Genomic DNA, 23564 nt, shown 5'->3' with positions numbered 1-23564 from the left:
GTGCACCAGAGGCACAACTTATGGTCATAGCGAACGTTGTGTAGCTTGTGACCGGTTTTGCTTCTCCCCCATTGTGAGGGACTATTTCAGGGGGCCAACGACGACCAATCTGGAGGGCATGTGCATACGCAAGTGCTTCGCCCGCCCTCGCCGTCTCCCTCACCCGCATCGGGCCGCATTCGGACCAGGCTCAGCCTCACCCGCCAACTCCTTCTCTTTCAGCTCAGCCTCCTGGCGATCGTGCTCGTCGCAGTCACCGCGATCTCTCTTGAGCAGACCAACACGAGCTTCAACTCGGTGCAGCAACGACGGATGCTCGCGGTCGCCGAATATTCAGCCGCCAACCCGCTTCTGCGCAGCATCCTCTCGACAAATGCCGGACTCGCCGCGCCACACACCATCGGCCCCTCCGACGGACTCGACGGTGTCGAAGCCGCCAACCAGCGATTGGCAGGCCCTGTCGAGTCGCTGCGTACCACGACCGGAGTCGACGAGCTGCTCGTGACGACTGCCGATGGCCGGGTGCTTGCTTCCCCCGCCGACCCGCGTCTGCTGGGCAGTACCGTGCACCCCTCCGGTCCCATCGACACGTCGGGCGCCGATTCCGACGGCGCCTGGGCCGGCGTGGCACCGATCGGCAACATCGACCATGTTGTCGCCCGGGTTCCCATTCTCGACAACGCGGGCCACCTCGTCGGAATGATCATCGCGGGGCGCCGAATGCCTCCGCTCTCCGGGCTGCTCGCCGCTGCCGCACCAAATCTGCTCACCTACTTGGGCGTCGCAGGAATACTCGGCGCTGCAGGCTCCTGGTGGCTGGCCGCCAGGGTGAAGCGTCAGACCCTCGGCCTCGAGCCAGAACAGATCGCGCGCCTTGCCGAACATCGAGAGGCGATGCTTCACGGCATCCGTGAAGGGGTGATCGCCGTCGATGCCGATGGCGTCATCACTCTCGCCAACGACAGCGCCCACGCGTTGTTGAGCCTCCCCGACGACGCAGAGGGCCGTTCAATAGACGACGTCGGGCTCGACGCGGAGGCGGTACTCGCCTTGCGTTCGCATCGAACGCTGGTCAGCGACGCCGCCCTGGTCAACAATGGGATGCTGCTGGTGTTGAACCAAACCACGATTCGGCCACCGAACTCAATTCCAGAAGTCGTCACGACGCTGCGCGACCGCACCGAGCTGGTCACCCTGCAACGCGACCTGGGCAGCAGCAAGCAGGTCACCGATACGCTCCGCGCCCAGACCCACGAGTTCGCCAACCGGCTTCACACGATCTCGATGCTGATCCAGCTCGGGGATGCTGACGCGGCGGTCGACTACATCGACACGGTCACCCGGGATCGCTCCGAGCTCGATCGTGACGTGCTGACGCGGGTGTTAGAACCGTCGGTCGCCGCACTCGTGATTGCGAAGGCCTCCCTCGCTCGAGAACGCGGCGCTGAACTGACGCTGAGTCCGGGCTCCGCGCTTCCTCGTGTTGATTCTCTGCTCGGCGCGGATCTCGTCACGGTCATCGGCAACCTGGTCGACAACGCACTCGACGCGGTGACCGGCGCGGCGACCCGGGTGGTCACGTTGGACATCCGTACGGTGGGTGGTGAGCCCGCCGATGACGACGCTCCGGTTGAGGAGACCCCTGTCGCCGAGACCCCGGTTTCCGAGGTGCATGTGATGGTGTCGGACAGCGGCCCCGGCATCCAGCCCGCGCTGCTCGGCCACCTGTTCGAGGCGGGGGTAACTTCTAAGCGGCCGTTGGTCGGGGATCCGAGCTCCGGTGGGGTTTCCCGTGCCAGTGTCGACGGTGCCAATCACGATGGTGCCCACAACGACAGCGCCACTCACGGCTACGGCCTCGCGATCGTCAGGCTGGTCGCGACCCGTCGCGGCGGCACCGTCGATTACCGGCACAGCCACGGAACGGTGTTCGAAGCCGTATTGCCGGCTCTAGCCGTAACGCCGGCACCGGTGTTGCCCCCGACGCTGACGCCGCCGCAGTCGCGGTCGCAGTCGCTGCCCGAGTACACCAGGACTCTCGCTCTGAATGGGACGACGCATGCTTGACGTACTCGTCGTCGACGACGATTTCATGGTTGCCCGCGCGCACGAACGCGTTGTCGAGCAGGTGGCAGGCTACCGCGTGGTCGGAGTCGCCCATACCGGCGCCGAGGCGCTTGCCGCCATTGCCGCGCTGTGCCCGCGCCTCGTGCTCCTCGACATCTATCTGCCGGATATGACCGGGCTCGACGTCATCCGTCACGCCAGGTCGCGCGGCAACGATCTGGACTTCATCGTGCTGAGCGCCGCCCGGGAGGCCGAGACGATCAGCGCCGCCCTGCAAGGCGGGATCGCGAGTTACTTGCTCAAACCGTTCAAGGTGGAGGAACTCCTCTCCCGCCTGACGGTCTACTCCGAGCGCCGACGCTTGCTCGGGCGCCCCGGCGACCTCAGCCAGAGTGACCTCGATCTGGCGCTCGGAACGTCGGGGACTCTGTCGGCGCCGCCCGCGCTTCCCAAGGGTCTGAGCAAAGAGACCTCGTTGCTCGTCGCGCGCTCGCTCAGCGACAGTGCGCCGGATGTCGCGGCGTCGGAGTGTGCAGAGGCGCTCGGTCTCTCCCGGGTCGTCGCCCGCAAGTACCTGGAGCACTTCGTGCTCACCGGTCAGGCCACCGTGACTCTGCGCTACGGCCAAACCGGCCGCCCGCAGCGACGCTACGCCTCCCGCCCCATCTAGCCCCGTCAAGTCCCGCCAAGTCCCGCCAAGTTTGACCATTGCGGTCGAGTTCCCCTGGTGTGCCGGGGAAAGTCGACCGCAAGTGTCAAACTCGGCGAATGCTCGCGACACGGGCGTCACAACGCGGGCTCGCGACACGGGCTCGCGACACGGGCTCACGAAGCGGGCTCGCGACACGGGCTCGCGAAGCGCGGCCTCGCGAGATGGAGGTATCGGGTCATCCGGCGAGCGGGCGAGAATGACTAGCGGGTGAGAGCGCGCTCCGCCGCATCCACCACATTGCTGAGCAGCATCGCTCGCGTCATCGGGCCGACCCCGCCCGGGTTCGGCGAGAGATAGCCGGCGACGGATGCGACAGCCGGGTCGACATCTCCGGTCAGCTTTCCTTTGCCGGTCTCTTCGTCTTGCACGCGCGTGATTCCGACATCGAGCACGGCAGCGCCCGGCTTGATCCATTCGGGCTTGATCAGGTGGGCGACCCCGACCGCGGCCACGACGATGTCGGCGCGGCGTACCTCGGCAGCCAGGTCGACCGTGCGGGAGTGCGTCAGGGTGACGGTGGCATCGAGGCCCTTGCGGGTGAAGAGCAAACCGAGCGGGCGCCCGACGGTCAGGCCGCGGCCGACGACGGTCACGTGCTTGCCGCTGATCGGAACGTTGTAGCGCTGCAGCATCTCGACGATGCCGGCCGGTGTGCACGGCAGCGGCGAGTGCAGTTCGCCTTCGATGCCGAGCACCAACCGACCGAGGTTCGTCGGGTGCAGACCATCGGCATCCTTTGCCGGGTCGATCGCTTCGAGGGCAGCGTGCTCGTCGAGGCCCTTCGGCAGGGGAAGCTGCACGATGTAACCGGTGACGGCCGGGTTCGCGTTGAGCTCGTCGATCGCCGCGCGCACGTCGGCGTCGGTGGCCGTGGCCGGGAGGTCGACGCGGATCGACTCGATGCCGACCTCGGCGCAGTCGCGGTGCTTGCCCGCGACATAGGAGCGGGAGCCCGGGTCGTCGCCGACCAGCAGCGTGCCGAGTCCGGGGGTGATTCCCTGGGCCTTCAGCGCGGTGATGCGCGCGGCCAGCTCGGTCTTGACCGCTGTTGCGGTGGCGACGCCGTCGAGGGTAATTGCCGTCATAGTGTGTTCCGTTCTGTTGTGCCCGCGGTGCGCGTTGTGTGCGTCATGCGCGGGTCCCGAGCCCAGGCATCCTGTGCCGAACTACGGAGAATTTCTGAATCGTCGAAGCTCCGCCCAGTCGTCGCCTGCTCTGGTCTACCACGTCGGACAGAATCTCCGAAGTGAGGGACGGTTGCCCGGGCTGAGCAATTCCTGCTCTCGGGTCTCTTGCCGCCCGCAGTCCCCGCCCATTCGACGGAGATTATCGACGACACGCCGGTGTGAGAGCGCTCAGAGCGGCAAGATCCAAAAAATCTCCGTCGAATGGGGAAAAAACAGACGAGAGCGGATGCGCGGAGTAGGGAACGGGAAGTGGAGAGGAGAAGGCCGGAGGGAAGGAGGGTCGGCCGGAGAATTCCGGCCGCCCCCTTCCGACTACTACTGGTGCAGACCGGTGTAGAGCGGGAACGCGTCGGTCAGAACCTTGACACGGGCGCGCAGACCCTGGATGTCGGCGTCCGGTTTGAGAGCCTCGGCGATGACGTCGGAGACCTCGGTGAACTCGGCATCGCCGAAACCACGCGTGGCCAGGGCCGGGGTGCCGATGCGGAGGCCGCTGGTGACCATCGGCGGGCGCGGGTCGAACGGAACCGAGTTGCGGTTGACCGTGATTCCGACCGCGTGCAACGCGTCTTCGGCCTGCTGGCCGTTGATCGGCGAGTTGCGCAGATCGGCGAGCACCAGGTGCACATCGGTGCCACCGGTGAGCACGTCGACGCCGCCGGCCTTCGAGTCGTCGGCGGTCAGACGGTCGGCCAGGATGCTGGCACCGCGCAGGGTGCGCTCCTGGCGGTCCTTGAATTCAGCGGTCGCGGCCAGCTTGAACGCCGTCGCCTTGGCGGCGATGACGTGCATGAGCGGCCCTCCCTGCTGGCCGGGGAAGACGTTGGAGTTGAGCTTCTTGGCCAGCTCCATGTCACGGGAAAGGATGAAACCTGAGCGGGGGCCTGCGAGGGTCTTGTGCACGGTGCTCGACACGACATCGGCATAGGGAACCGGCGACGGGTGCAGGCCGGCGGCGACGAGTCCGGCGAAGTGAGCCATGTCGACCCAGAGCTTGGCGCCGACCTCGTCGGCGATGGCGCGGAATGCGGCGAAGTCGAGGTGACGCGGGTATGCCGACCAGCCGGCGATGATGACCTGCGGCTTGTGCTCGAGGGCCTTGTCGCGCACGACATCCATGTCGACACGGAAGGTCTCCGGGTCGACGCCGTAGGCAACCGGGTTGTAGAGCTTGCCAGAGAAGTTGAGCTTCATGCCGTGGGTGAGGTGACCACCGTGGGCGAGTTCGAGGCCCAGGATGGTGTCGCCCGGCGTCGCGATCGCCGAGAGCACTGCCGCGTTGGCGGTGGCTCCGGAATGCGGCTGAACGTTGGCGTACTCGGCGCCGAACAGGGACTTGGCACGGTCGATGGCGAGCTGCTCAGCCACATCGACGTACTCGCAGCCGCCGTAGTATCGGCGTCCCGGGTAGCCCTCTGCGTACTTGTTGGTGAGAACCGAGCCCTGGGACTGCAGCACGGCGCGCGGCACGAAGTTCTCGCTCGCGATCATCTCGAGGTAGTCGCGCTGGCGTCCGAGCTCCTGCTCGAGAACTGCCGCGATCTCGGGGTCAACGACCTCGAGGGGCTCGTTGAAGGTGTTAGTTGGTTGCGTGGACACGGAGGTCTCCTTAGACATTCGAAATGGATGTCGTGGCCCAGGCGCGCGGCCACTAACCGTGTCAGTCGCTCCCCGATGGTGACCCATCTTCGTGCTACGCCAGTTGCGACGCGCTCAGCCTATCAGCCGCGGCGGGCACGTCGCTCAGCAGCTGATCAGCCTCCGGCGCTGCGCCGCGGACCCATCTCGTCGACGATGAGCAGGTCGGTGCGCAAGTGCTGCGTGTCGTAGGCCGCGCGGGCGACCAGGTGGGCCGACATCGGTGCGGTCAAGGCCTGGAAGCCGACGATGGCGACCACGAGAGTGACGGTGCCGACCGAGAAATTGTTGATCGCGACATCCGCTGTGATGGCCATCAGCCCGAAAATCTGCGGCTTGGTGGCGGCGTGCAGCCGGCTGAGCACGTCAGGAAAACGAAGCAGACCGATGCCGGCGGCGAAGCACATCAGGGCACCGAGCAGCACCAGGATGGCCGTCGCGACATCGCGGATCGTGTCGTCGTTCATGCGCTGTCCTGACGGGGCAGAAAGCGGGCGACCGAGATCGAGCCGAGCACACCGAACAGGGCGAGAACCAGCAGCACCGGAAGCGTGTCGGTGTGATTGTTGAACGCCATATCGGCGCCGAGCGCACACATGATCGTGGCCACGAGCACGTCGGCGGCGATCACGCGGTCGAGCACCGACGGCCCGCGCACGATGCGGTAGACCGAGCAGAGTCCGGCCGCGCCGAGCAGCACCCCGGTGATGATTGCAACGATGGTCATGAGGATCCTCCCCGTGGTTCTCCTGGCTTCCAGCCCTCGCGGTCGTGCGGCTTTGAACGCAACCGTTTCACGTCTTCCCGTGAGCCGAGTGCCAACACGATACGCCGCTCGGTCGCGAGCACGGAACGGCGAAACTTCTCGGTCTCCTCTGAGTTGTGCATGTTCAGCACGTGCAGATACAGCGTCGAACTGACGCGGTCGATGTCGATCACAATCGAGCCGGGAACAATGGATGTCGACACGGCCGTCCAGGTGAGGATGAGGTCGCTGCGGGTGCTGAGCTCAATCGCGAGAATCGCGTTGGTGGCCTTGTAGTGCGGCGACAGCGCGAGCGCGGCCACCTCGATTGAGGCCCGCACGATGTCGACCAGCAACCGAATGAAGTAGATCAGGAGGCGCCAGGGATTCAGCCGCCCGCTCTGTTGCACGGCCGGCAGATAGAAACCGACGGAGACGACCGCGGCGAAAACAGCCCCCGTGAGCAGGTTGAGCCAGGAGAAGTTGCCCCAGAGCAGCATCCAGAGCAGAACCAGCCCGATGAAAAGCGGCAGTTGGTTCACCACAGCATTGAATCGATCTCTGCGTGTGGTCATGGCGTACCGTCCGGGAACACGGCGTCGATATAGGTGGCCGGATGCTCGATGTCGGCTGCCGCTCGGGAGGCCAGGTCGAAGAGGGGGCCGGCGAAGATCGTCAGGGCGAGAGTCAGGGCGAGCATCGCAGTGGTCGCGCCGGTCATCAGCGGTGACACCGTCTTGGTCAGCACCGTACCCTCGTCCTGCGGGTCTTCCTTCATCGACTCGGGCGAGGAGCGCACTTCTGCCTCAGCGCTCGAGCGCCAAAACGCCATGTTCCAGGCCCTGGCGAGGGCATAGAGGGTGAGCAAGCTGGTTGCCGCGCCGGCCGCGATGAGCAAGTAGTTCAGCCAGCCGCCGGATTCGACGCCCGCCTGGAATAGCGCGACCTTGCCGAGAAAGCCGGAGAACGGCGGGATGCCGCCGAGGTTCATCGCTCCGACGAAGAAGAGGATGGCCACGAACGGTGCAGCCTTGAGCATCCCGCCCAGGCGTGACAGCGAGGTGGTGCCTCCGACCCGTTCGACCAAACCGGCCACCAGGAACAGGCCGGTCTGCACGGTGATGTGGTGAACCACGTAATAGATCGTGGCGGCCATGCCGAGCTGCGAGCCGAGGGCGATGCCGAAGATCATGTACCCGATGTGGCTGACCAGGGTGAAGGAGAGCAGCCGCTTGATGTCGGCTTGGGCGAGCGCGCCGAGAATTCCGATCAGCATCGTCAGGAAGGCGGCCACCATCAGTGGCACGGTCAGAGCGCTGTCAGGAAAGAGCAGCGTCTGAGTGCGGATGATCGCGTAGATGCCGACCTTCGTGAGCAAGCCGGCGAACACCGCTGTGACCGGGGCCGGGGCCGTCGGGTACGAGTCGGGTAGCCAGAACGACAGCGGGAACACCGCGGCCTTGACGCAGAACGCGAGAAGCAGCATCACGTTGAGAATGAGCTGCACGTCGGCCGGAAGCGCCGGAATGCGCTCGGCCAGCAGCGCGATGTTCACGGTGCCGGTCGCGCCGTAAAGGAGGGCGATGGCGGCCAGGAAGAGGAGTGAGGAGACCAGGCTCACCACAATGTAGGTGATGCCCACCCTGATGCGCGCACCCGTGCCACCGAGCGTCAGCAGCACATAGCTGGCCGAGAGCAGCATCTCGAACCCGACATACATGTTGAACAGGTCGCCGGCGACGAAGGCGTTGAACAGCCCGGCCGCCAACACCAGATAGGTGGGGTGGAAGATCGAGACCGGAGTCTCTCTGTCTCCGTCGATGATGCCCTGACCGACGGCGAAGATCAGCACCCCGAGCAGCATCAGCGCCGAGATCAGCAGCATGATCGCAGAGAGCCGGTCGACGACCAGCACGATTCCCCACGGCGGCGCCCAGCCGCCGACATCCACCACGGCTGTGCCGTCACGGTCGATGAGCACGAGAAGGATGGCGCTGATCACCGCGACGGCGGTCAGCGAGGCAACGCTGACAAGGATCTGCTGCCGACGTCTGCGGCCCAGCGCGAGGGTGATGCCGGCGCCGAGCAGCGGGATTGTGACAACGAGGGGAATGAGCACATTCACGTTCATCGGGCCACCCCGCCTTCTGTGGCGTTCGCTGCGGATTCGGGGGTTTCGATTTCGCTCTCACTCGCGTCAAGAACCGCCTGGATGGCCGCCTCATCGTCGGCGGACGAGCGCAGTGCCTCTTCGGTCGTTTCTGTCGTCTCGTCGGCGTGCTCGTCGGTGACGTTGTCCCCCTCGTCGCCGAGGCGGGCCAGCCACCAGGAACGGTAGATCAGGGCCAGCAGCAACGCGGTGATGCCGAAGTTGATCACGATCGCGGTCAAAATCAGCACCTGTGGCATCGGATCGGCCATCGAGTCGTCGAGGGCGGTGCCGGTGACGATCGGCGAGCTGCCGGGCCGGCCGCTCATGATGAAGATCAGCAGGTTGGTGGCGTTGCCGACGAGCAAGAAGCCGATCAGCACCCGGGTGAGGCTGCGTTCGAGCATCACGTAGACGCCTGCCGCGTACATAATTGCCATCACGATCACCAGGGTCAGCGATGCACTCATCGGGTCACCTCCCAGGTCTCGCGCCCGGCACCGGATGCCGTGGAACGCAGGACAAAGACGCCAGCAGCGCAGCACATTAACACCGGGATTGCCATCACAATCACGAGGGTCAGCGATGCACTCATCGGGTCACCTCCCACGTCTCGCGCCCGGCACCGGATGCCGTGTGCTCGCCAGGTGTGGCCGTCACGTTTTCGACACCCACGCCATCCGCACTGCCCGCACCATCGTTTCCGCCGTCGTCATCGTTGGCCTGTGCGACCTCGCTCTGCCGGTCGATCTCGCTGCCGAGGCTGCGCAGAATGTCGAGAACGAGTCCGATGACGACCAGATAGACGCCGATATCGAAGATCGTCGAGGTGCCGAACGAGAGATGTCCGAGCACGGGAACGTCGGCGGTGAAGTAGGCGGATTCGAGCGGCAACCCGCCGAAGAACAGCGAAACAATCGCCATGCCGACCGCGAGGAAGATGCCGAGACCGAGAATCTTTCCTGGATCGATCGGGGCAGCCTCGCCGAGTTCGTAACGGCCGCCGGCGAGATAGCGCGCCACCAGGGCGAGACCGGCGAGCAGCCCGCCGGCGAAACCGCCACCTGGTGCGTTGTGACCCGCGAAGAGCAGGTAGATCGACACGATGATCGCGGGGTGGAAGAGCAACCGCACGAGCACTTCGATCAAGATGGAGCGGTTGCCCGGCGCGAGTGTGCTGCCGGCGACGAGCCAGGACTGACGCGTCACGTCGGCGCCCGCGTTCGACGCCGTCGGGTCGGGAACGACACGGCGACGGTTCGCCCGTGACCGCAGTTTGCGGGAGCCTTGCACCCGTGGCACGTCTGCGGTGCGGCCAGAGACGAAGAGCAGGCTGGCGACACCGGTAGCCACCACGATGAGCACCGAGATCTCCCCCATGGTGTCCCAGGCACGGATGTCGACGAGCATCACGTTGACGATGTTGTTGCCGTGGCCCTGCTCGACAGCGAGGCGGGGCAGCTCGGCCGAAATGCTCGGTGCCTGGCGGGCGCCGAGAGCGATCACGCCGACAGTGCCCATCACCACACCGACCAGGGTGCCGATCAGCGCACGGCGTTTGCGGTGCATCGGCCGGTTGTGCTCGGCGATCCGCGGAGGGAGCCGGCGCAGCACGAGAACGAACACGACGAGGGTCATCGTCTCGACGAGCGCCTGAGTGAGGGCCAGATCGGGGGCGCCATGCAGCGCGAACAGGGCGACGAGGCCGTACCCGGTGACGCCGGCGAGCAGCACAGCGGTCATCCGTTGCCCGACGCGCGCCGCCATCACCGCGGCGATCGCCATGATGGCGGCGATGATGACCTGGCCCGGGTAGTCCCAGAGCACGATGGTGTCTGGCCAGGTGCGGTTGACGAGCGAGGCGAAGCCGAGGCCGAGCACGAAGACGACCAGAATCGTCGACAGGTACTGCGGCAGGCCGCCGCGCTGCACGAAGTGCGTCACGCGGGCCGATGCCCGGTCGATCGACCGCATCAGCACGCCGTAGCCGTGACCGGCGTCGATGTAGGGCGGCACCGCATCCTGCAGCACCGACACCCGTTTTCTGAACCAGAACAGCACGGCGCCGGCCAGCAGCACCAGCGCGGTCACGCCGAGTGCGGGCTCAAAGCCATGCCAGAGGGCGAGGTGATAGTGACCGTCGCCGGGCGCGGTGTCGGCGTACGGCGCGAGAAAGCGGTCGACCTGGCCGGCCAGCAGACCGAGCAGAAGGGTCGCCGCAGCGAGGATGCCGGGGGCGAGTTGGATGTCCCACCGGCTGGCGTGCAGCACGGTGTCCTTCTGCCCTGCCCGGGTGGCGAAGGCTCCCCAGAAGAAACGGGCGCTGTAGGCGACGGTGAGTGCCGAGCCGATCGCGGTGCCGATGAGGGCGATCCAGCCCCAGCCGTCTCCGCTCTGGCCTGCGTCGATGAATGCGGTGAATACCGCCTCTTTCGAGACGAAGCCGAACAGCGGCGGGATGCCGGCCATCGACGCCACGACGATCAGGGTGATGATCGCGAGCGCCGGCTCCCGGCGGCCGATGCCGGAGAGGTGACGCCAGTCCCTGGTGCCGGCCCGATGGTCGATGATGCCGACGACGAGAAAGAGTGCGGCCTTGTAGAGGGCGTGGGCGACGAGCAGCGCGACGCCGGCGAGCGCGGAGTCACGCGTGCCGAATCCGACGACGATCATCAAGAAGCCGAGCTGGCTGACGGTGCCGTAGGCGAGAACGAGCTTGAGATCGTATTGCCGCAACGAGCGCCAGGCGCCGACGAGCATGGTCCAGATGCCGAGGGTGACCAGCAGGGGCGTCCAGCCGGGGGTGTCGGCGAAGCCAGGGGCGAACCGGGCGACCAGGTAGATGCCGGCCTTGACCATGGCGGCAGCGTGCAGGTAGGCGCTCACCGGGGTGGGGGCGGCCATGGCGGCGGGCAGCCAGAAGTGGAAGGGGATCAGGGCCGACTTCGACAGGGCGCCGACCAGCATGAGCAGAATCGCCCAGTTCGCGATGGTGCCCTGTGCCGGGTTCGCGATGATGGCCGCCATCGACGTGGTGCCCGACTCGAACGAGATCATCACGACGCCGATCAGCATGACGAGGCCGCCGAAGGTCGTCACGAGCAACGCTTGCAGCGCCGCACCGCGGCTCTCCCGCTTGGCGGTGTAATGCCCGATCAGAAGGTAAGAGAGAATGCTCGTGACTTCCCAGAGCATGAACATGACGACGATGTCGTCCGCGGTGACGAGGCCGTACATTGTGCCGGCGAACGCCAGCAGGCAGGCGGCGAACCTGCCGAGCCCCGGCTCAGTCGGAGAGAAGTAGCGGGCGCAGTAGATCAAGACCAGCGCGCCGACGCCGGTTACGACGAGGGCGAGAATCCAGGCGAGTGTGTCGACCCTGAAGGACAGCGAGATTCCGAGTTGAGGGATCCACGGGATGCTCTCGGTCACCGCTCCACCCGAGGTGACTATTGCCGTTTGGGTGAGTGTGTAGCCGAACGCCGCGGCCGGAAGCAGCGCGATCAGGTAGAAGATTCGCGTGCCCATCCACCGGGTCAGAAACGGTGTGAGAAGCGAAATGAGCAGGAAAGCGAGGAGGAATGTCGCCATGCGGCCTCCCGGCGTTCGTCGGTCAGTCTGTCTCGCCTCTAGTTTACCGGGCTGGTTCAGGCGCACCGCGCAGTCAGGCCATGCACTCCGTGTTCCGAACGGCTATTTGTTGGTTCCCTGCGTGACGGCCCCCTGCAGCTGGCGCTGGAAGACGAGGTAGACGATCAGCACGGGGATGACGGTAATGACGACGGCAGCGAAAAGGGCGCCGAAGTCCACCGAGTACCCCGCCTGCGAAGCGAACTGGGCCATGCCTTGCGTCAGCACGTAATTATTGGGGTCAGTGTTCAATGCCACCGGCAGGAGGAACTGGTTCCACAGCCCGACGAAGTTCAAAATCGCCACTGTCGCCAAACCCGGCCTCGCCATCGGAAGCATGACCTGGAAGAAGGTGCGCCACTCGCCGGCCCCGTCCAGGGCTGCAGCCTCGGCGATCGAGTTGGAGAGGGACTTGAAAAACGAAAAAAGGAAGAACACGGTGAACGGAAAGGCGAACGCCGAGTAGGTGAGGATGAGCCCCGGGAGCGTGTTCAATACTCCGAGGCTTTGGAGCACGAAGAAAAGAGGGACGATCGCCAGGAAGATCGGGAACGTCAAACCGGCGAGCATCAGATAATAAATCGCCCGACTGCCGGGAAACTGGAATCGGGCCAGCACGTACGCCGACATCGCGCCGAAGAGCATGGTGAGGATCAATGCTCCGAACACAACGATGATCGAATTCACGAAGAAGGTTCCGATGCCGGCGATCGACCAGGCATTGACATAGTTGTCAAAATTCCAGTGCGACGGCAGTGTGAACGGAGATTGCAGGACTTCCTTGCTCGTCTTGAACGACGACATGATGGTCCATAGCAATGGCAGGACGACGATCAATGTCCACAGCGTCAGAAGGCCATGCGATACCGTGCCCACGATCTTGTCGCCTGCGGAGAGTGACTTCGCTGGCGGGGCGGAGGCGGCCCCATCCGCTTTCTGGTCGATTGTCATTCTGCTACCTCATTGTTTCCGCCGGTGAGTCTGTTCACCAAGAACACGACACCGGCGAAAATGAGGGTGATCAGGGCGAGGACGACGCCCATGGCACAGGCGTAACCGAACTGTCCCTTCGTGAACGCCGTGGTGAACAGCTGCTGCGACATCACGAGCGTCGAGTTCGCCGGACCACCGCCGGGTTCCAAGGCGGCCATGTAGACGAAGGCGTCGAGCGCCAGTATTCCCATATAGATGTACGCGGTCTGGATGTTGTCCCGGATGAGTGGGATCGTGATCGTCATCGCCGTGCGGAACCGTCCGGCCCCGTCGATCCGAGCTGCTTCGTAGATCTCCGCCGGTACTCCCTTGATCGCGGCGACGAACAGCACCATGTAGAAACCGACCAGCCCCCAGACGATCACGAACATCACGGCGGGCATAGCGACGCCCTCTATGCCGAGCCAGGCAAACGAGGTGAACTGTTCGAGGCCGAGCCCGGTGAGTATCCCGTTGAGAATGCCGCTGCTCGGGTCGTAGATCTGCCCCCACATGATCCCAATCACGATGGCCGGAATGACGTAGGGGAAGAACGAGACAACCCGGTAGATGCTCGAATTGCGCAGGCCCCTGACGGGTCCGCTGCTGGGCCCGCCCACCGTCACCAGCGACGCAAGGATCAGCGCGAGGCCGATGGTGACAACCGGGAGGACAAGCGCCAGAAGAACGCTGTTGCCCATCGCCGTCAGGAAGGTGCTGTCGGTGAATAGTTTGCCGTAGTTGGCGATGCCGATGAAGTTCATGCCGGGGGTGAAGCCCGACCAGTCCGTCAACGAATAGTAGAACGCCTGCACGAACGGAGAAACGACGAAAATGATGTAGCCGACGACCGGAACGACGAGGAACACGAGCATGAACGTGATCTTGTCAAAGGTCAGGTCTTTTCGGCTCCACCGATGGGCGGCAGGGGATTTTCCGCCGCCCATCTCTTCGATCGGCGCAATCACCGCTGTCATGTGACGGTGACCTTCTTCACTGATGGGTCGTTGGCCACCTTGTCCGTGATGGCCTGCAGCCCGGCTGTCAGTGCGGCGACATCCGAGCCCCCCTGAAGGAACGTGTTCCACACCACCAGCTGGTCGGTGTTCATGCCGTAGAGGTCCACGAAGTTCCAGGAGAAGACGTTCGACCCGGCCGCTTCGAGCATCTTGACCTGTGAAACCAGGGCCGTCGATCCAAAACCGTCGGCCGGAATCGTGTCTTTGACGATGGTCGAGGAGAACGTGGTCTTGGCGAAGTTGACTGCTGCGTCCTGGGAGAGCATGGCGCGCAGGAACTCCTTGCCGCCGGGGACGTTTTTCCCCTTCGACGGCACAATGTACCCCTCGCCTGCCGTGCTGTGCAGCGCCTCCCAGGGTAGCTTCGAGTTGCTGGTCACCGTGGGTTCCGGCGCACCGGTCATCTTGAAGCCGTCCTTGGTCTGGGTCTTCATCTCGTTCTCGATCCAGCCCCCCGACGGGTAGAGAATGAAGTCTTCCGAGTTGCTCCACTGCGCCTGCGCTGCGGTGAACTGCGTTCCAGCGCCACCGGGCTTCATATAGCCGGCGTCGATGATCTTCTTCAGTCCGGTGAACACGTCCTGCACCGGCCCCAAAGACCAGCAGCCTGGTTTGAGGTTGTCCAGGGCGAGACGCACGTCGTCGCCGCCCTCCTTGATCGCCGATCCGATGGCCATAGTCTGGTAGTAGGTCGCGGCTTCTTTGCCCCAACCGAGCAAGTACTTGCCGGCCGCTTTCGCCTTGCCGCCGAGATCCATCATCTCGTCCCAGGTCTTCGGCACGGTCCAGCCGTTCGTCTCGAACAAGGCCGCCGAATACCACATCGCGTAGACCGTCAGCACGTAGTTCAGCTGCACGAACTTGCCGTCGAACGTGCCCGGCTCAATGACACCGGGGTACAGAGTGTCCTTGATGACCTTGCCCTCATAGTTTTTGGCCTCGACGACCGAGGTGAGGTCTTCGAGCTGGTCTCTGATGGTGTTGATGCCGATCAGGTTCGCCCCGCTGTTGTCGATGACATCCGGCGGGTTGCCCGAAACGAATCGTGGCTGCAGGGTCTGCGCGATGTTGGTCTGGGGCGTGACCTTGACAGTCGATCCCGCCTGCACTTTCTCAACCTGCTTGCCCGCGAAAGTCGCGTAGTCGATGCCGTAGCCGCCCTTGAAGATGACAGCGTCCACGGTTGACTTGTCCACCATGCCGAACGGATTCGTGGCCGAAACCGTTCCCGTGGGTCCGGTGGTGGTGGTTCCGCCTCCCACGCACGAAGTGAGTGCGCCGCCGAGCGGAATCAGGACCGTAGCGACGAGTGCGCCTCGGAGAAAATCACGCCGTATCAGCGGCTTGTTCTGAATTTCCATTTCTACAGACCTCCGTGTTTGGTTGTGATCAGGCGTCGCGCCTGATTTTGTTCCGGTACAGATCCTCGAGTGAGCGGTTGTGTTCATCGCCGCCTGGGATGTTCGCTGAGAGGTAGAGCGGCGGCGTTCTTCCGGACTCCACGATGCGCCGCGCGGTTTCGATCGTCAGAAGCTGCGCGATGAACGCAGAGGTGATCGACGAAACCGCGCCGACGCGGACGCCGCCCGGAAGTTCGACAGTGACGTCGCCGAAGGGGGCCGTGTTGTCGAGCACGACATCAGCCACCTCGCTCAGGCGCTTGCCACTGGGATGTTTGGGTTCAACCAGGTTTGTGTGCTGAAGGCTCGTCACGGCGATCACGTGGTGCCCTCGCTCCTGTGCCAGTAGGGCCAGCCCGACAACCGAACCGTTAACCCCGGAATTCGAAGCGATGATGAAAACATCGTCGGGTCCAACCGGTGAAATGTCAAAGAGCTCCTCGACAACGGCAGCGTTTCGTTCGAGCGCGGAGCTGCCCAGGGAATCAACGCCGAGGCTTCCGCGCAACACGACGTCACGCAAAGCGATCTTGTTCGTCGGGATCAACCCGCCCGCCCGCCCGGCAATTTCCATTGCGAATGCTTCGGAGTGGCCGGTGCCGAACGCCTGGATCACGCCGCCGCGTTCTATTGCCGTCACCATCAAGTCGACCGCGGTATCGAAGGCTCCCGAGCGCGCCCCGGATGCCAGCGCATCAATGCGTGAGGTGACCTCTTTCGTGTATTGCAGCGCCAGGTCCGACGCGGATGGGGTGTTCGGCATCGCGTCCCTAGCCTCGTCCGACGGCCGGTTGTCTCGCTGCGGAGGCACCGGACATTTGCGGAAGCCAGACCTCGATCCGATTGATCACACCGATAGTGGGATCCCTGTGGGACGTTCGCACCGCAGTGGTAATCACGGGAATCCGTTTCTCCTTCATTGGAGTGGATGTGAAATCGATGCTTACGTTACAGTGTGTGCACATTGCCGTACATACGAAATGGTAACGATGTGCAGAATCCTGGCAGTTGACGCGGGTGGCACCACGACGCGTGCGGCCATTGTTGAGCCGTCCGGGCACTGTCGAGGCCTCGGATTGGCCAGCAGCGGAAATCCGATTTCGGGAGGATCCGATGCGGCTGTCGCCTCACTGGTCTCCGCGACGGAACGCGCACGCGCCACTGCGACGCCTGGCGCGGGCGATTTCACGTCGGCGGTGATCGCGATGGCCGGCGCAGGCATCCACGCCCCTGTGGAGCAGATCACCGCACTGCTTGCCCCACTCGGACTGCGCGGACCGGTGGCGCTCGTGTCCGATGTCCTGGCCACGTTCTACTCAGGAACCCTCTTGCCGAACGGCTATGTCCTGATCGCCGGAACGGGAGCCGTCGCCGGTCGGATCGAGGACGGCCGGCTCGCGGCTGTCTCCGACGGCCTGGGATGGCTCCTCGGGGATGCCGGCTCTGGGTACTGGATCGGCCATCGCGTGGTGAGTGCGGTCGTCGGGTTCCTGGACCGACGCGCGCCGCAGACCGCGCTCACCGAATTGCTTCTCGCGGAGCTGCACCTCACCGCGACGACGGAACGACGCGGCGAGCGCCCCCTGATCCTCCTGCGGCTCGTCGACGCACTCTATGCGCTGCGTCCGGTCGAACTCTCCCGCTTCGCTCCGCTTGCCTTCCAGGCGCACGATGACGAGGTCGCATGCGCGATCCTCGCCGACGCCACATCCGCGCTGGCCGACACGCTTGCCTCGATCTGGGACCGGGGTGTCGACGGGCCGGTGGTGCTCGGCGGAAGCGTGCTCGGCAGAGGCCTGCTCGCAGCCACGATACCGCTGGGCGCATCGCTCCGAGCCGGACTGGACAACTCCCCGCCGATCACCGTCACGGACGGCCTCGTCGGCGCAGCCGTGCTGGGGCTGCGGCGCGCCGGCATCCGTGTCGACGAAAACATCTTTCGTCGAATTACCGGCGACGTCACGGCGCTCCGGGATGCTGCACGGCGCAAGAATTCAGGCAACGGATGACCGGGCCAGCGAACAGAGCGTCAACCGTGCAGTTGGTGCGACGACGTTTTTCAATCGCGGAACTCGGTCCGGAGAACCCCCTCCCCCTGGTGGGCGCACCGCCGGAGACGCCCTATCGGATAGCGGGCGCGGTGCCACGGGAGATCATCGACGGCTCCACCTACGGCAATCCTGCCAACCTCTTTCCGTACCGGTCCCAGGACGCGTACGACCGCACGAGGACGCACCGCGAACTCCGCACCGTCGTGCTGGAAAACGGGCGGCTTCGCGCGGTATTCCTTCCGGAACTCGGTGGACGGCTGTGGGAGCTCTACGACAAGACCGCCGAGAAGCAGCTTCTCCACACTCAGCCGGCCATCCAGTTCGCCAATTTGGCGTTGCGGAACGCCTGGTTCGCCGGCGGAATCGAATGGAACATCGGAACCAGGGGACATTCGCCGACGACCTGCAGCCCGCTGCACACGGCCATTGTGCGCACCGCCGACGGACACGACGTGTTGCGGATGTGGGAGTTCGAGCGGCTGCGCGAGGTCGTCTTTCAGATCGACGTGTGGCTGCCGCCGGATTCGGCGGTGTTGTTCGCGGCGATCCGGATCAGGAATCCGAACATTCGTGAGGTTCCGCTGTACTGGTGGACGAACGCGGCCGTGCCGGAAAATGCCGGGAGCCGGGTCATCGCGCCCGCAGAATCCGCGTTTGCGAGCGACTATTCCGACGGCCTCGTGCGGGTTGACCCGACCATCGACGGCGGCGTCGACTGCACCTGGCCGACCAACAATCCGCGCGCGCGGGACTTTTTCTTCGATCTTCCCGCCCGGCAGCGCCGGTGGATTCTCAACGCCGATCGAGACGGCGATGGCCTGGCCATGCTGTCAACCGACCGGCTGCGGGGGCGAAAGCTGTTCGTCTGGGGCCAGGGAAGCGGAGGACAGCGTTGGCAGGAGTGGCTCAGTCCCGAAGGCGGCCCATACGCGGAGATCCAGTCCGGTCTGGCCCAGACCCAGTTCCAGCATCTGGCTATGCCGGCCGGCGCTGAATGGTTTTGGCTGGAAGCGTACGGCAACGCACAGGTCAATCCCGGCCTCGCGCACGGCGCAGATTGGGGTGCGGCCGTCGGGCATTGCCAGTCGCGCGTCGATGACCTCGTCGGCTCATCGTCGCTGGAGGCCGCACTCTCGTCGGCGCGGTCGCGGGCGGATCTACCTCCCGAACTCCCTGTTGTCGTCGGCACCGGCTGGGGTGCGTTGGAATCGGTACGGCGTCGGAGGAACGGCCTACCGTGGGTTGAGGAGACCGGGACTCCTTTTCCGGCCGAATCGATCACAGCCGAGCAGAAACCCTGGCGAGACCTTCTGAACGGTGCTGGATTCGGCGGCGCGACTTCTTTTGTTGCCGGTCGGGACTGGGAATCGCTGCTTGAGGCGGAGTCACCCAGCCCGCACGCGATCCTGCATCGCGCCGTGATGACTCACGCCAGAGGCGAGCCGCTTGCCGCGGGCGCACTGTACCGGGAAGCCCTGCGCCTGGCGCCAGTGCTTCAGCAGCCGTCGCAAGAGTGGGCAGCGCAGGCGCATCGCGGCCTGGCCCTGCTCGCCCTGTCCGCAGACCACGGGGCAACGCCGAGGACTGCCGAGGGAATCGCCCATTACGGGCTGGCGTGTGCACTGGAGCCGGGTAACGCGTCGCTCCTGCTCGAGGCGGTGACCGCAACCATCCGCGTCGGTATGCCGGAGGTCGCGCTTCGGCTGATCGCACACGCAGAGCAAGGACTACCGCAGAGCGGGCGTGTGCGTTTCCTCACGGCGTTGGCGTTGGCACAAAGCGGGCACCGTGACGAGGCCGCCGCACTTCTGCACGAGGGCGTGGAGGTCGCCGATCTACGCGAAGGAGAGAACTCGATCACGGCGCTCTGGCAGGACGTCTGCCCCGATCAGCCGGTTCCACCGCACTACCAGTTCGCCATGAGCTCAGTGTGATGATGAAAACTATTCACATGATGTGACACCTCTCGACGGCGGAGTCAAGAGCCTGGCGTCACATTGCGATGATCCTTTACGATCACCAAACAACCATGAAATGATTGAAGTTCTACTGTTACAATCAATTTCAATCACTTTGGTGGCTTTTGTTCGCCACCCCGGCACGTCACGCCTCACCGCGTTCACACGACACAAGGAGCTCCCCCGCCATGATCACCGCACCCGAACACATGGCCATTGAGCTGGCGTCACAGCCCGAAACCTGGGCTCGCGCCGCCGGAATGCACGCCGAGCACGCGGTGCTTCCCGCCTCGGGCGCGAAGGTTGCCATTGTCGGCTGCGGCACGTCGTGGTTCATGGCTCAGTCCTACGCGGCGCTGCGCGAGACCGGCGGCCACGGCATCACCGACGCGTTCGCCGCATCCGAAGCCTTCGTCGACCGCGACTATGACGCGATCATCGCCCTCACCCGCTCCGGCACGACGAGCGAGGTGCGCGAGCTTGTCGGCGCCCACCGTGGTCGCACCCGCATCATCGGCATTGTCGGCGACACCGCCTCCCCCTTCGTCGACGAGGTCGACGACCTCATCGCCCTGCCGTTCGCCGATGAGCAGTCGGTCGTGCAGACTCGCTTCGCCACGACGGCGCTCGCCTTCTTGCGCGCCTCGCTCGGCGAAGACCTGACGCAGGCGATTGCCGACGCCGAGATCGCCGTCGCCGATGAGCTCGACGATGACCTCGTCGCAGCCGAGCAGGTCACCTTCTTGGGCCGCGGCTGGACCGTCGGCCTCGCCCACGAAGCCGGACTCAAGATGCGGGAGGCGTCGCAGTCCTGGACCGAGTCCTACCCGGCAATGGAGTACCGTCACGGACCGATCAGCATCGCCGCACCCGGTCGGGTCACCTGGATGTTCGGCACGCCCCCCGAGGGCATCGCCCAGGATGTCGCGGCGACGGGCGCACGCTTCGTCTCGAGCGAACTCGACCCGCTGGCCGACCTGGTTCGTGCCCAGAAGCTGTCGCTGCTGCGCGCACGGGCGAAGGGCCTGAACCCCGACGAACCGCGCAACCTCACCCGTTCTGTCATTCTGGGCTCGTGACCAGTAGATCAGCGACGCCTTTCTCATTGACCAGTGCCGTGACACCGAACGCCGTGAACTCAGAAGCGCTCCCCCTCGGCGACGGTGACGCCGTCATCGCCATCGATGTCGGCGGTACAGACACCAAGGCTGCGCTGTTCGACGAGTCAGGGCAGATGCTCGGGCTCAGCCGCACCCCGACTCCCCTGGACGGTGCGAACACCGCGACCTCGGTGATCACGCGCGTGCACGAGCTCACCCAGCAGTTCGCCGTTGATTTTCCGGGCGTCAGCCCGCGCGCCGTTGGGCTGCTCGCCCCTGGTCTCGTTGACGACGATGCGGGAATCGGCATTCTGTCGACGAATCTGCACTGGTCGAATGTGCCGTTCAAGCAGCTGACCGAGCAACTCGTTCAGCTGCCGACAACGTTCACGCACGACGTGCGGGCAGCGGGCGAGGCCGAGTTTCGTCTCGGTGCCGGGCGCCCCTATCGCGACCTCGTCGTGATGGTCATCGGCACCGGCATCGCGGCATCCCTCTTCGTCGACGGCCACGCACACACCGGCGGCGGCTACGCGGGCGAAATCGGGCATGCCATCGTCGATCCGAATGGGCCGGTCTGCGCCTGCGGCTCACGCGGCTGCCTTGAGACGATTGCCTCAGCCGGCGCCATCGCGCGCCGCTACGAGGAACGCACCGGGGTGCGCCCCACCGGAGCGCGCGACGTGCTGGCCCGCGCCGCCGACGGCGACGTTGCGGCCGAGCAGATCTGGAGCGAGGCCCTCGACGCGCTCGCCCTCAGCATCGCCCAGCTCGCCGCCGTACTCGCCCCCGAAGCAGTGGTCATCGGCGGCGGGCTCGCCCAGGCCGGCGATACGCTCTTCGTGCCGCTGCGCGAACGCGTTGACGCACTGCTCAGCTTCCACCGTCGCCCGGCCATCGTTCCGGCCCTGATCGGTGAGAACGCCGGCCTGCTCGGCGCCGCATTGCGGGCACGCGACCTGGCTCGCGCCGCCGCACCGGCGCTCGACTCTCCAGCACTCGTCTCTTCGGCACTCGGCTCTTCGGCAGCACTCGCATGATCGTCACCGTCACCCCGAACCCGGCCCTCGACCTCACCTACCCGGTAGATGCCGTACGCCTCGGCGACACCAACCGGGTCGCCGCGGCCTCGGTGCGGGCCGGCGGCAAGGGCGTCAATGTGGCCAGGGTCGCCCATCAACAGGGCTACCCGGTGCTCGCTATCGCCCCGGCCGGCGGCGCGTCAGGTCAGGAATTCGCCGACGAACTCGCCGCCAGCGGCGTGACCCACCGGCTCGTTCCGGTGCAGGCCAGCACCCGGCGCACGATCGCCTTCGTCGAGCACGACAGCAACCAGACCACGATTTTCACCGAGAGCGGTGAGAACCACACGTCGACCGAGTGGCAACTGCTGACGGATGCCGTCGCATCCGCTCTACCGACGGCGCGCTGCCTCGTCGGCTCGGGCAGCCTCCCGGCCGGTGCACCGCTCGGTTTCTATCCGCGACTCGTCGCCCTCGCCACGGCAAACGGTGTGCCGAGCATCATCGATACCTCGGGCGCCGGGCTTCTGGCCGCGGCAGCAGCGGGAGCCACGGTGCTGAAGCCGAACCGGCATGAACTGGCCGAAGCGACGGGAATCGGCGACCCGCTCGTCGGCGCCCGGCACCTGCTCGCCCTCGGCGCCGAATTGGTGTTGCTCTCACTCGGCGAAGAGGGAATGGTCGCCCTCTCGGCGAGCGACCCAGAAGCCCCCTTCTTTGCCCGGCTTCCGCGGGTTCTGCGCGGCAACCCCACCGGCGCCGGCGATGCCGCTGTCGCGGCCGCCGCTGTCGCCTATGCAACGGGCCGGTACCGCATCGACCAGGTGCTCGGCGCCGCCACCGCGTGGTCGGCAGCCGCGGTGCTGATGCCGCTCGCCGGCGAGATTTCGCCCGATCACACCGCCCTCGCCGCGGAGCTGATCTTCGACCCGCCGAGCTTCGACCCGACACGCTTCGGCCCATCGAACTTCGACACCGTGAGCCCTGACCCGCTGAGCTTCGACACCACCGATCGAGAGACCCGATGACCCTCACTCCCACTCGCACGCTCATGCAGGCCGCCTCCGCCGCCGGAACCGGCATCGGCGCGTTCAACGTGATCCACCTCGAGACGGCCGAGGCGCTGGTCGCCGGCGCCGAGCGGGCCGGCCTGCCCGTGATTCTGCAAATCTCCCAGAACTGCGCCACGTATCACGGAGCGCTCTCCCCAATCGCGCTGGCCAGCCTCGCGATCGCCACTGCGGCATCCGTGCCCGTCGCTGTGCACCTCGACCATGCCGAAGACGAAAACCTGGCACTCCAGGCCGTCGATCTCGGCTTCGGCTCTGTCATGTACGACGGCGCGCACCTGCCCTACGCCGAAAATGTGGCGGCCACCGCCCGGGTGACGGCCTACGCGCACGCCGCCGGAGTGTTCGTCGAAGCCGAGCTCGGCAAGATCGGCGGAAAAGACGGCGCCCATGCTCCCGGCGTGCGCACCGACCCGGCCGAGGCGGTCTCCTTTGTGAGCGCGACGGGCGTCGACGCCCTCGCCGTCGCCGTCGGCTCCTCCCACGCGATGACCCAGCGCGATGCCGCCCTCGACCTCACGCTGATCGCTCAGCTGCGCGCCGCCCTCGCCGTGCCCCTGGTGCTTCACGGTTCATCGGGCGTCGCCGACGCCCAGCTCGTCGACGCGATTCAGGCCGGAATGACCAAGATCAACGTCTCGACGCACCTCAACGGCTTCTTCACCGCCGCGATTCGCCGCTACCTGGCCGAGCACGAAGCCGTCGTCGATTCGCGTAAGTATCTGGCGGCCGGGCGCGACGCGGTGACCGGGGAAGCGGCGAGACTGCTGAGCCTGTTCGCGAGTGGCATTCCGATCGCCGCCGGTGCGGATGCCACACTGGCAGTGGACATAAAGGGGTAACC

At 65.4% G+C, this 23564-nt stretch carries 20 protein-coding genes and 1 riboswitch; of the genes, 8 read left to right on the top strand and 12 right to left on the bottom strand.

The window, feature by feature from the left end:
* Window positions 1-120 precede the first annotated feature (120 nt).
* Entirely contained in the window at window positions 121-2067 is a 1947-nt protein-coding gene (locus tag ABD791_RS00345) for a sensor histidine kinase (RefSeq protein WP_345061168.1), read from the top strand.
* A complete protein-coding gene (locus ABD791_RS00340) occupies window positions 2060-2737 on the top strand; it encodes a response regulator (RefSeq protein WP_345061166.1) in 678 nt (225 codons plus the stop codon). Before ABD791_RS00345 ends, ABD791_RS00340 begins: the two co-directional genes overlap by 8 nt.
* A 242-nt stretch (window positions 2738-2979) precedes the next feature.
* Here ABD791_RS00340 and ABD791_RS00335 read toward each other — a convergent pair whose 3' ends face one another.
* The 12 genes from ABD791_RS00335 to ABD791_RS00280 all read right to left on the bottom strand — a co-directional run bounded on the left by ABD791_RS00335 (window position 2980) and on the right by ABD791_RS00280 (window position 16282).
* Window positions 2980-3864: a bifunctional methylenetetrahydrofolate dehydrogenase/methenyltetrahydrofolate cyclohydrolase gene (locus ABD791_RS00335; protein ID WP_345061164.1), complete on the bottom strand. Its 885-nt coding sequence runs from the start codon at window positions 3862-3864 to the stop codon at window positions 2980-2982.
* Between the two features lie 417 nt (window positions 3865-4281).
* Window positions 4282-5583 carry a serine hydroxymethyltransferase gene (glyA, locus tag ABD791_RS00330; RefSeq protein ID WP_345061162.1) on the bottom strand — a complete coding sequence of 434 codons (1302 nt, stop codon included), beginning with the start codon at window positions 5581-5583 and terminating at the stop codon, window positions 4282-4284.
* Window positions 5584-5593: 10 nt separating this feature from the next.
* Window positions 5594-5682: riboswitch (ZMP/ZTP riboswitch) on the bottom strand.
* Window positions 5683-5720: 38 nt separating this feature from the next.
* Complete coding sequence (mnhG, locus tag ABD791_RS00325; protein ID WP_345061160.1) at window positions 5721-6071, bottom strand: monovalent cation/H(+) antiporter subunit G; 351 nt, start codon at window positions 6069-6071, stop codon at window positions 5721-5723.
* On the bottom strand, window positions 6068-6331 hold the full coding sequence (locus ABD791_RS00320; RefSeq protein WP_345061158.1) for an MrpF/PhaF family protein: 264 nt from the start codon (window positions 6329-6331) through the stop codon (window positions 6068-6070). The genes mnhG and ABD791_RS00320 overlap by 4 nt, the downstream gene beginning before the upstream one ends.
* A complete protein-coding gene (locus ABD791_RS00315; RefSeq protein WP_345061156.1) occupies window positions 6328-6924 on the bottom strand; it encodes a Na+/H+ antiporter subunit E in 597 nt (198 codons plus the stop codon). The genes ABD791_RS00320 and ABD791_RS00315 overlap by 4 nt, the downstream gene beginning before the upstream one ends.
* Window positions 6921-8480, bottom strand: a complete 1560-nt coding sequence (locus tag ABD791_RS00310) for a Na+/H+ antiporter subunit D (protein WP_345061154.1) — start codon at window positions 8478-8480, stop codon at window positions 6921-6923. The genes ABD791_RS00315 and ABD791_RS00310 overlap by 4 nt, the downstream gene beginning before the upstream one ends.
* A complete protein-coding gene (locus tag ABD791_RS00305; protein WP_345061153.1) occupies window positions 8477-8968 on the bottom strand; it encodes a sodium:proton antiporter in 492 nt (163 codons plus the stop codon). The genes ABD791_RS00310 and ABD791_RS00305 overlap by 4 nt, the downstream gene beginning before the upstream one ends.
* A gap of 121 nt (window positions 8969-9089) precedes the next feature.
* A complete protein-coding gene (locus tag ABD791_RS00300; RefSeq protein WP_345061152.1) occupies window positions 9090-12089 on the bottom strand; it encodes a Na+/H+ antiporter subunit A in 3000 nt (999 codons plus the stop codon).
* A gap of 102 nt (window positions 12090-12191) precedes the next feature.
* On the bottom strand, window positions 12192-13079 hold the full coding sequence (locus tag ABD791_RS00295; RefSeq protein ID WP_345061150.1) for a carbohydrate ABC transporter permease: 888 nt from the start codon (window positions 13077-13079) through the stop codon (window positions 12192-12194).
* Window positions 13076-14047 (bottom strand): carbohydrate ABC transporter permease, encoded by a 972-nt coding sequence (locus ABD791_RS00290; RefSeq protein ID WP_425562203.1) that lies wholly within the window; start codon window positions 14045-14047, stop codon window positions 13076-13078. Before ABD791_RS00290 ends, ABD791_RS00295 begins: the two co-directional genes overlap by 4 nt.
* Window positions 14048-14073: 26 nt before the next feature.
* Window positions 14074-15480 carry an N-acetylglucosamine/diacetylchitobiose ABC transporter substrate-binding protein gene (gene ngcE / locus ABD791_RS00285; RefSeq protein ID WP_345061146.1) on the bottom strand — a complete coding sequence of 469 codons (1407 nt, stop codon included), beginning with the start codon at window positions 15478-15480 and terminating at the stop codon, window positions 14074-14076.
* Window positions 15481-15508: 28 nt separating this feature from the next.
* Window positions 15509-16282, bottom strand: coding sequence for a sugar isomerase domain-containing protein (locus ABD791_RS00280; RefSeq protein ID WP_345061144.1), 774 nt, complete (start codon window positions 16280-16282; stop codon window positions 15509-15511).
* A gap of 226 nt (window positions 16283-16508) precedes the next feature.
* Here ABD791_RS00280 and ABD791_RS00275 point away from each other — a divergent pair, with 226 nt between their 5' ends.
* From ABD791_RS00275 to ABD791_RS00250, 6 genes are all read left to right on the top strand, one after another.
* On the top strand, window positions 16509-17528 hold the full coding sequence (locus ABD791_RS00275; protein WP_345061142.1) for an N-acetylglucosamine kinase: 1020 nt from the start codon (window positions 16509-16511) through the stop codon (window positions 17526-17528).
* The gene (locus tag ABD791_RS00270) at window positions 17525-19504 is read left to right on the top strand and encodes a DUF5107 domain-containing protein (RefSeq protein WP_345061140.1); all 1980 of its coding nucleotides are present in this window, start codon (window positions 17525-17527) and stop codon (window positions 19502-19504) included. Before ABD791_RS00275 ends, ABD791_RS00270 begins: the two co-directional genes overlap by 4 nt.
* Window positions 19505-19716: 212 nt before the next feature.
* The gene (locus ABD791_RS00265; RefSeq protein ID WP_345061138.1) at window positions 19717-20607 is read left to right on the top strand and encodes an SIS domain-containing protein; all 891 of its coding nucleotides are present in this window, start codon (window positions 19717-19719) and stop codon (window positions 20605-20607) included.
* On the top strand, window positions 20604-21668 hold the full coding sequence (locus ABD791_RS00260) for an ROK family protein (protein WP_345061136.1): 1065 nt from the start codon (window positions 20604-20606) through the stop codon (window positions 21666-21668). The genes ABD791_RS00265 and ABD791_RS00260 overlap by 4 nt, the downstream gene beginning before the upstream one ends.
* Entirely contained in the window at window positions 21665-22678 is a 1014-nt protein-coding gene (locus ABD791_RS00255) for a 1-phosphofructokinase family hexose kinase (RefSeq protein WP_345061134.1), read from the top strand. Before ABD791_RS00260 ends, ABD791_RS00255 begins: the two co-directional genes overlap by 4 nt.
* Window positions 22675-23562, top strand: coding sequence for a class II fructose-bisphosphate aldolase (locus tag ABD791_RS00250; RefSeq protein ID WP_345061133.1), 888 nt, complete (start codon window positions 22675-22677; stop codon window positions 23560-23562). Before ABD791_RS00255 ends, ABD791_RS00250 begins: the two co-directional genes overlap by 4 nt.
* Window positions 23563-23564: the final 2 nt, after the last annotated feature.

Source organism: Glaciibacter kafniensis, from assembly GCF_039538945.1.
GTDB classification, from domain to species: Bacteria; Actinomycetota; Actinomycetes; order Actinomycetales; family Microbacteriaceae; genus Cryobacterium; species Cryobacterium kafniensis.
The sequence above is the reverse complement of the archived record's forward strand: the minus strand, read 5'-3'. Positions and strand labels throughout refer to the sequence as shown.

What these genes read in the sequence shown, in the direction of transcription:
- ABD791_RS00340 (WP_345061166.1), top strand. Translation starts at nt 2,060, where the DNA reads ATGCTTGACGTACTCGTCGTCGACGACGATTTCATGGTTGCCCGCGCG.
- ABD791_RS00335 (WP_345061164.1), bottom strand. Translation starts at nt 3,864, where the DNA reads ATGACGGCAATTACCCTCGACGGCGTCGCCACCGCAACAGCGGTCAAG.
- glyA (WP_345061162.1), bottom strand. Translation starts at nt 5,583, where the DNA reads ATGTCTAAGGAGACCTCCGTGTCCACGCAACCAACTAACACCTTCAAC.
- mnhG (WP_345061160.1), bottom strand. Translation starts at nt 6,071, where the DNA reads ATGAACGACGACACGATCCGCGATGTCGCGACGGCCATCCTGGTGCTG.
- ABD791_RS00320 (WP_345061158.1), bottom strand. Translation starts at nt 6,331, where the DNA reads ATGACCATCGTTGCAATCATCACCGGGGTGCTGCTCGGCGCGGCCGGA.
- ABD791_RS00315 (WP_345061156.1), bottom strand. Translation starts at nt 6,924, where the DNA reads ATGACCACACGCAGAGATCGATTCAATGCTGTGGTGAACCAACTGCCG.
- ABD791_RS00310 (WP_345061154.1), bottom strand. Translation starts at nt 8,480, where the DNA reads ATGAACGTGAATGTGCTCATTCCCCTCGTTGTCACAATCCCGCTGCTC.
- ABD791_RS00305 (WP_345061153.1), bottom strand. Translation starts at nt 8,968, where the DNA reads ATGAGTGCATCGCTGACCCTGGTGATCGTGATGGCAATTATGTACGCG.
- ABD791_RS00300 (WP_345061152.1), bottom strand. Translation starts at nt 12,089, where the DNA reads ATGGCGACATTCCTCCTCGCTTTCCTGCTCATTTCGCTTCTCACACCG.
- ABD791_RS00295 (WP_345061150.1), bottom strand. Translation starts at nt 13,079, where the DNA reads ATGACAATCGACCAGAAAGCGGATGGGGCCGCCTCCGCCCCGCCAGCG.
- ABD791_RS00290 (WP_425562203.1), bottom strand. Translation starts at nt 14,047, where the DNA reads ATGGGCGGCGGAAAATCCCCTGCCGCCCATCGGTGGAGCCGAAAAGAC.
- ngcE (WP_345061146.1), bottom strand. Translation starts at nt 15,480, where the DNA reads ATGGAAATTCAGAACAAGCCGCTGATACGGCGTGATTTTCTCCGAGGC.
- ABD791_RS00280 (WP_345061144.1), bottom strand. Translation starts at nt 16,282, where the DNA reads ATGCCGAACACCCCATCCGCGTCGGACCTGGCGCTGCAATACACGAAA.
- ABD791_RS00275 (WP_345061142.1), top strand. Translation starts at nt 16,509, where the DNA reads ATGTGCAGAATCCTGGCAGTTGACGCGGGTGGCACCACGACGCGTGCG.
- ABD791_RS00270 (WP_345061140.1), top strand. Translation starts at nt 17,525, where the DNA reads ATGACCGGGCCAGCGAACAGAGCGTCAACCGTGCAGTTGGTGCGACGA.
- ABD791_RS00265 (WP_345061138.1), top strand. Translation starts at nt 19,717, where the DNA reads ATGATCACCGCACCCGAACACATGGCCATTGAGCTGGCGTCACAGCCC.
- ABD791_RS00255 (WP_345061134.1), top strand. Translation starts at nt 21,665, where the DNA reads ATGATCGTCACCGTCACCCCGAACCCGGCCCTCGACCTCACCTACCCG.
- ABD791_RS00250 (WP_345061133.1), top strand. Translation starts at nt 22,675, where the DNA reads ATGACCCTCACTCCCACTCGCACGCTCATGCAGGCCGCCTCCGCCGCC.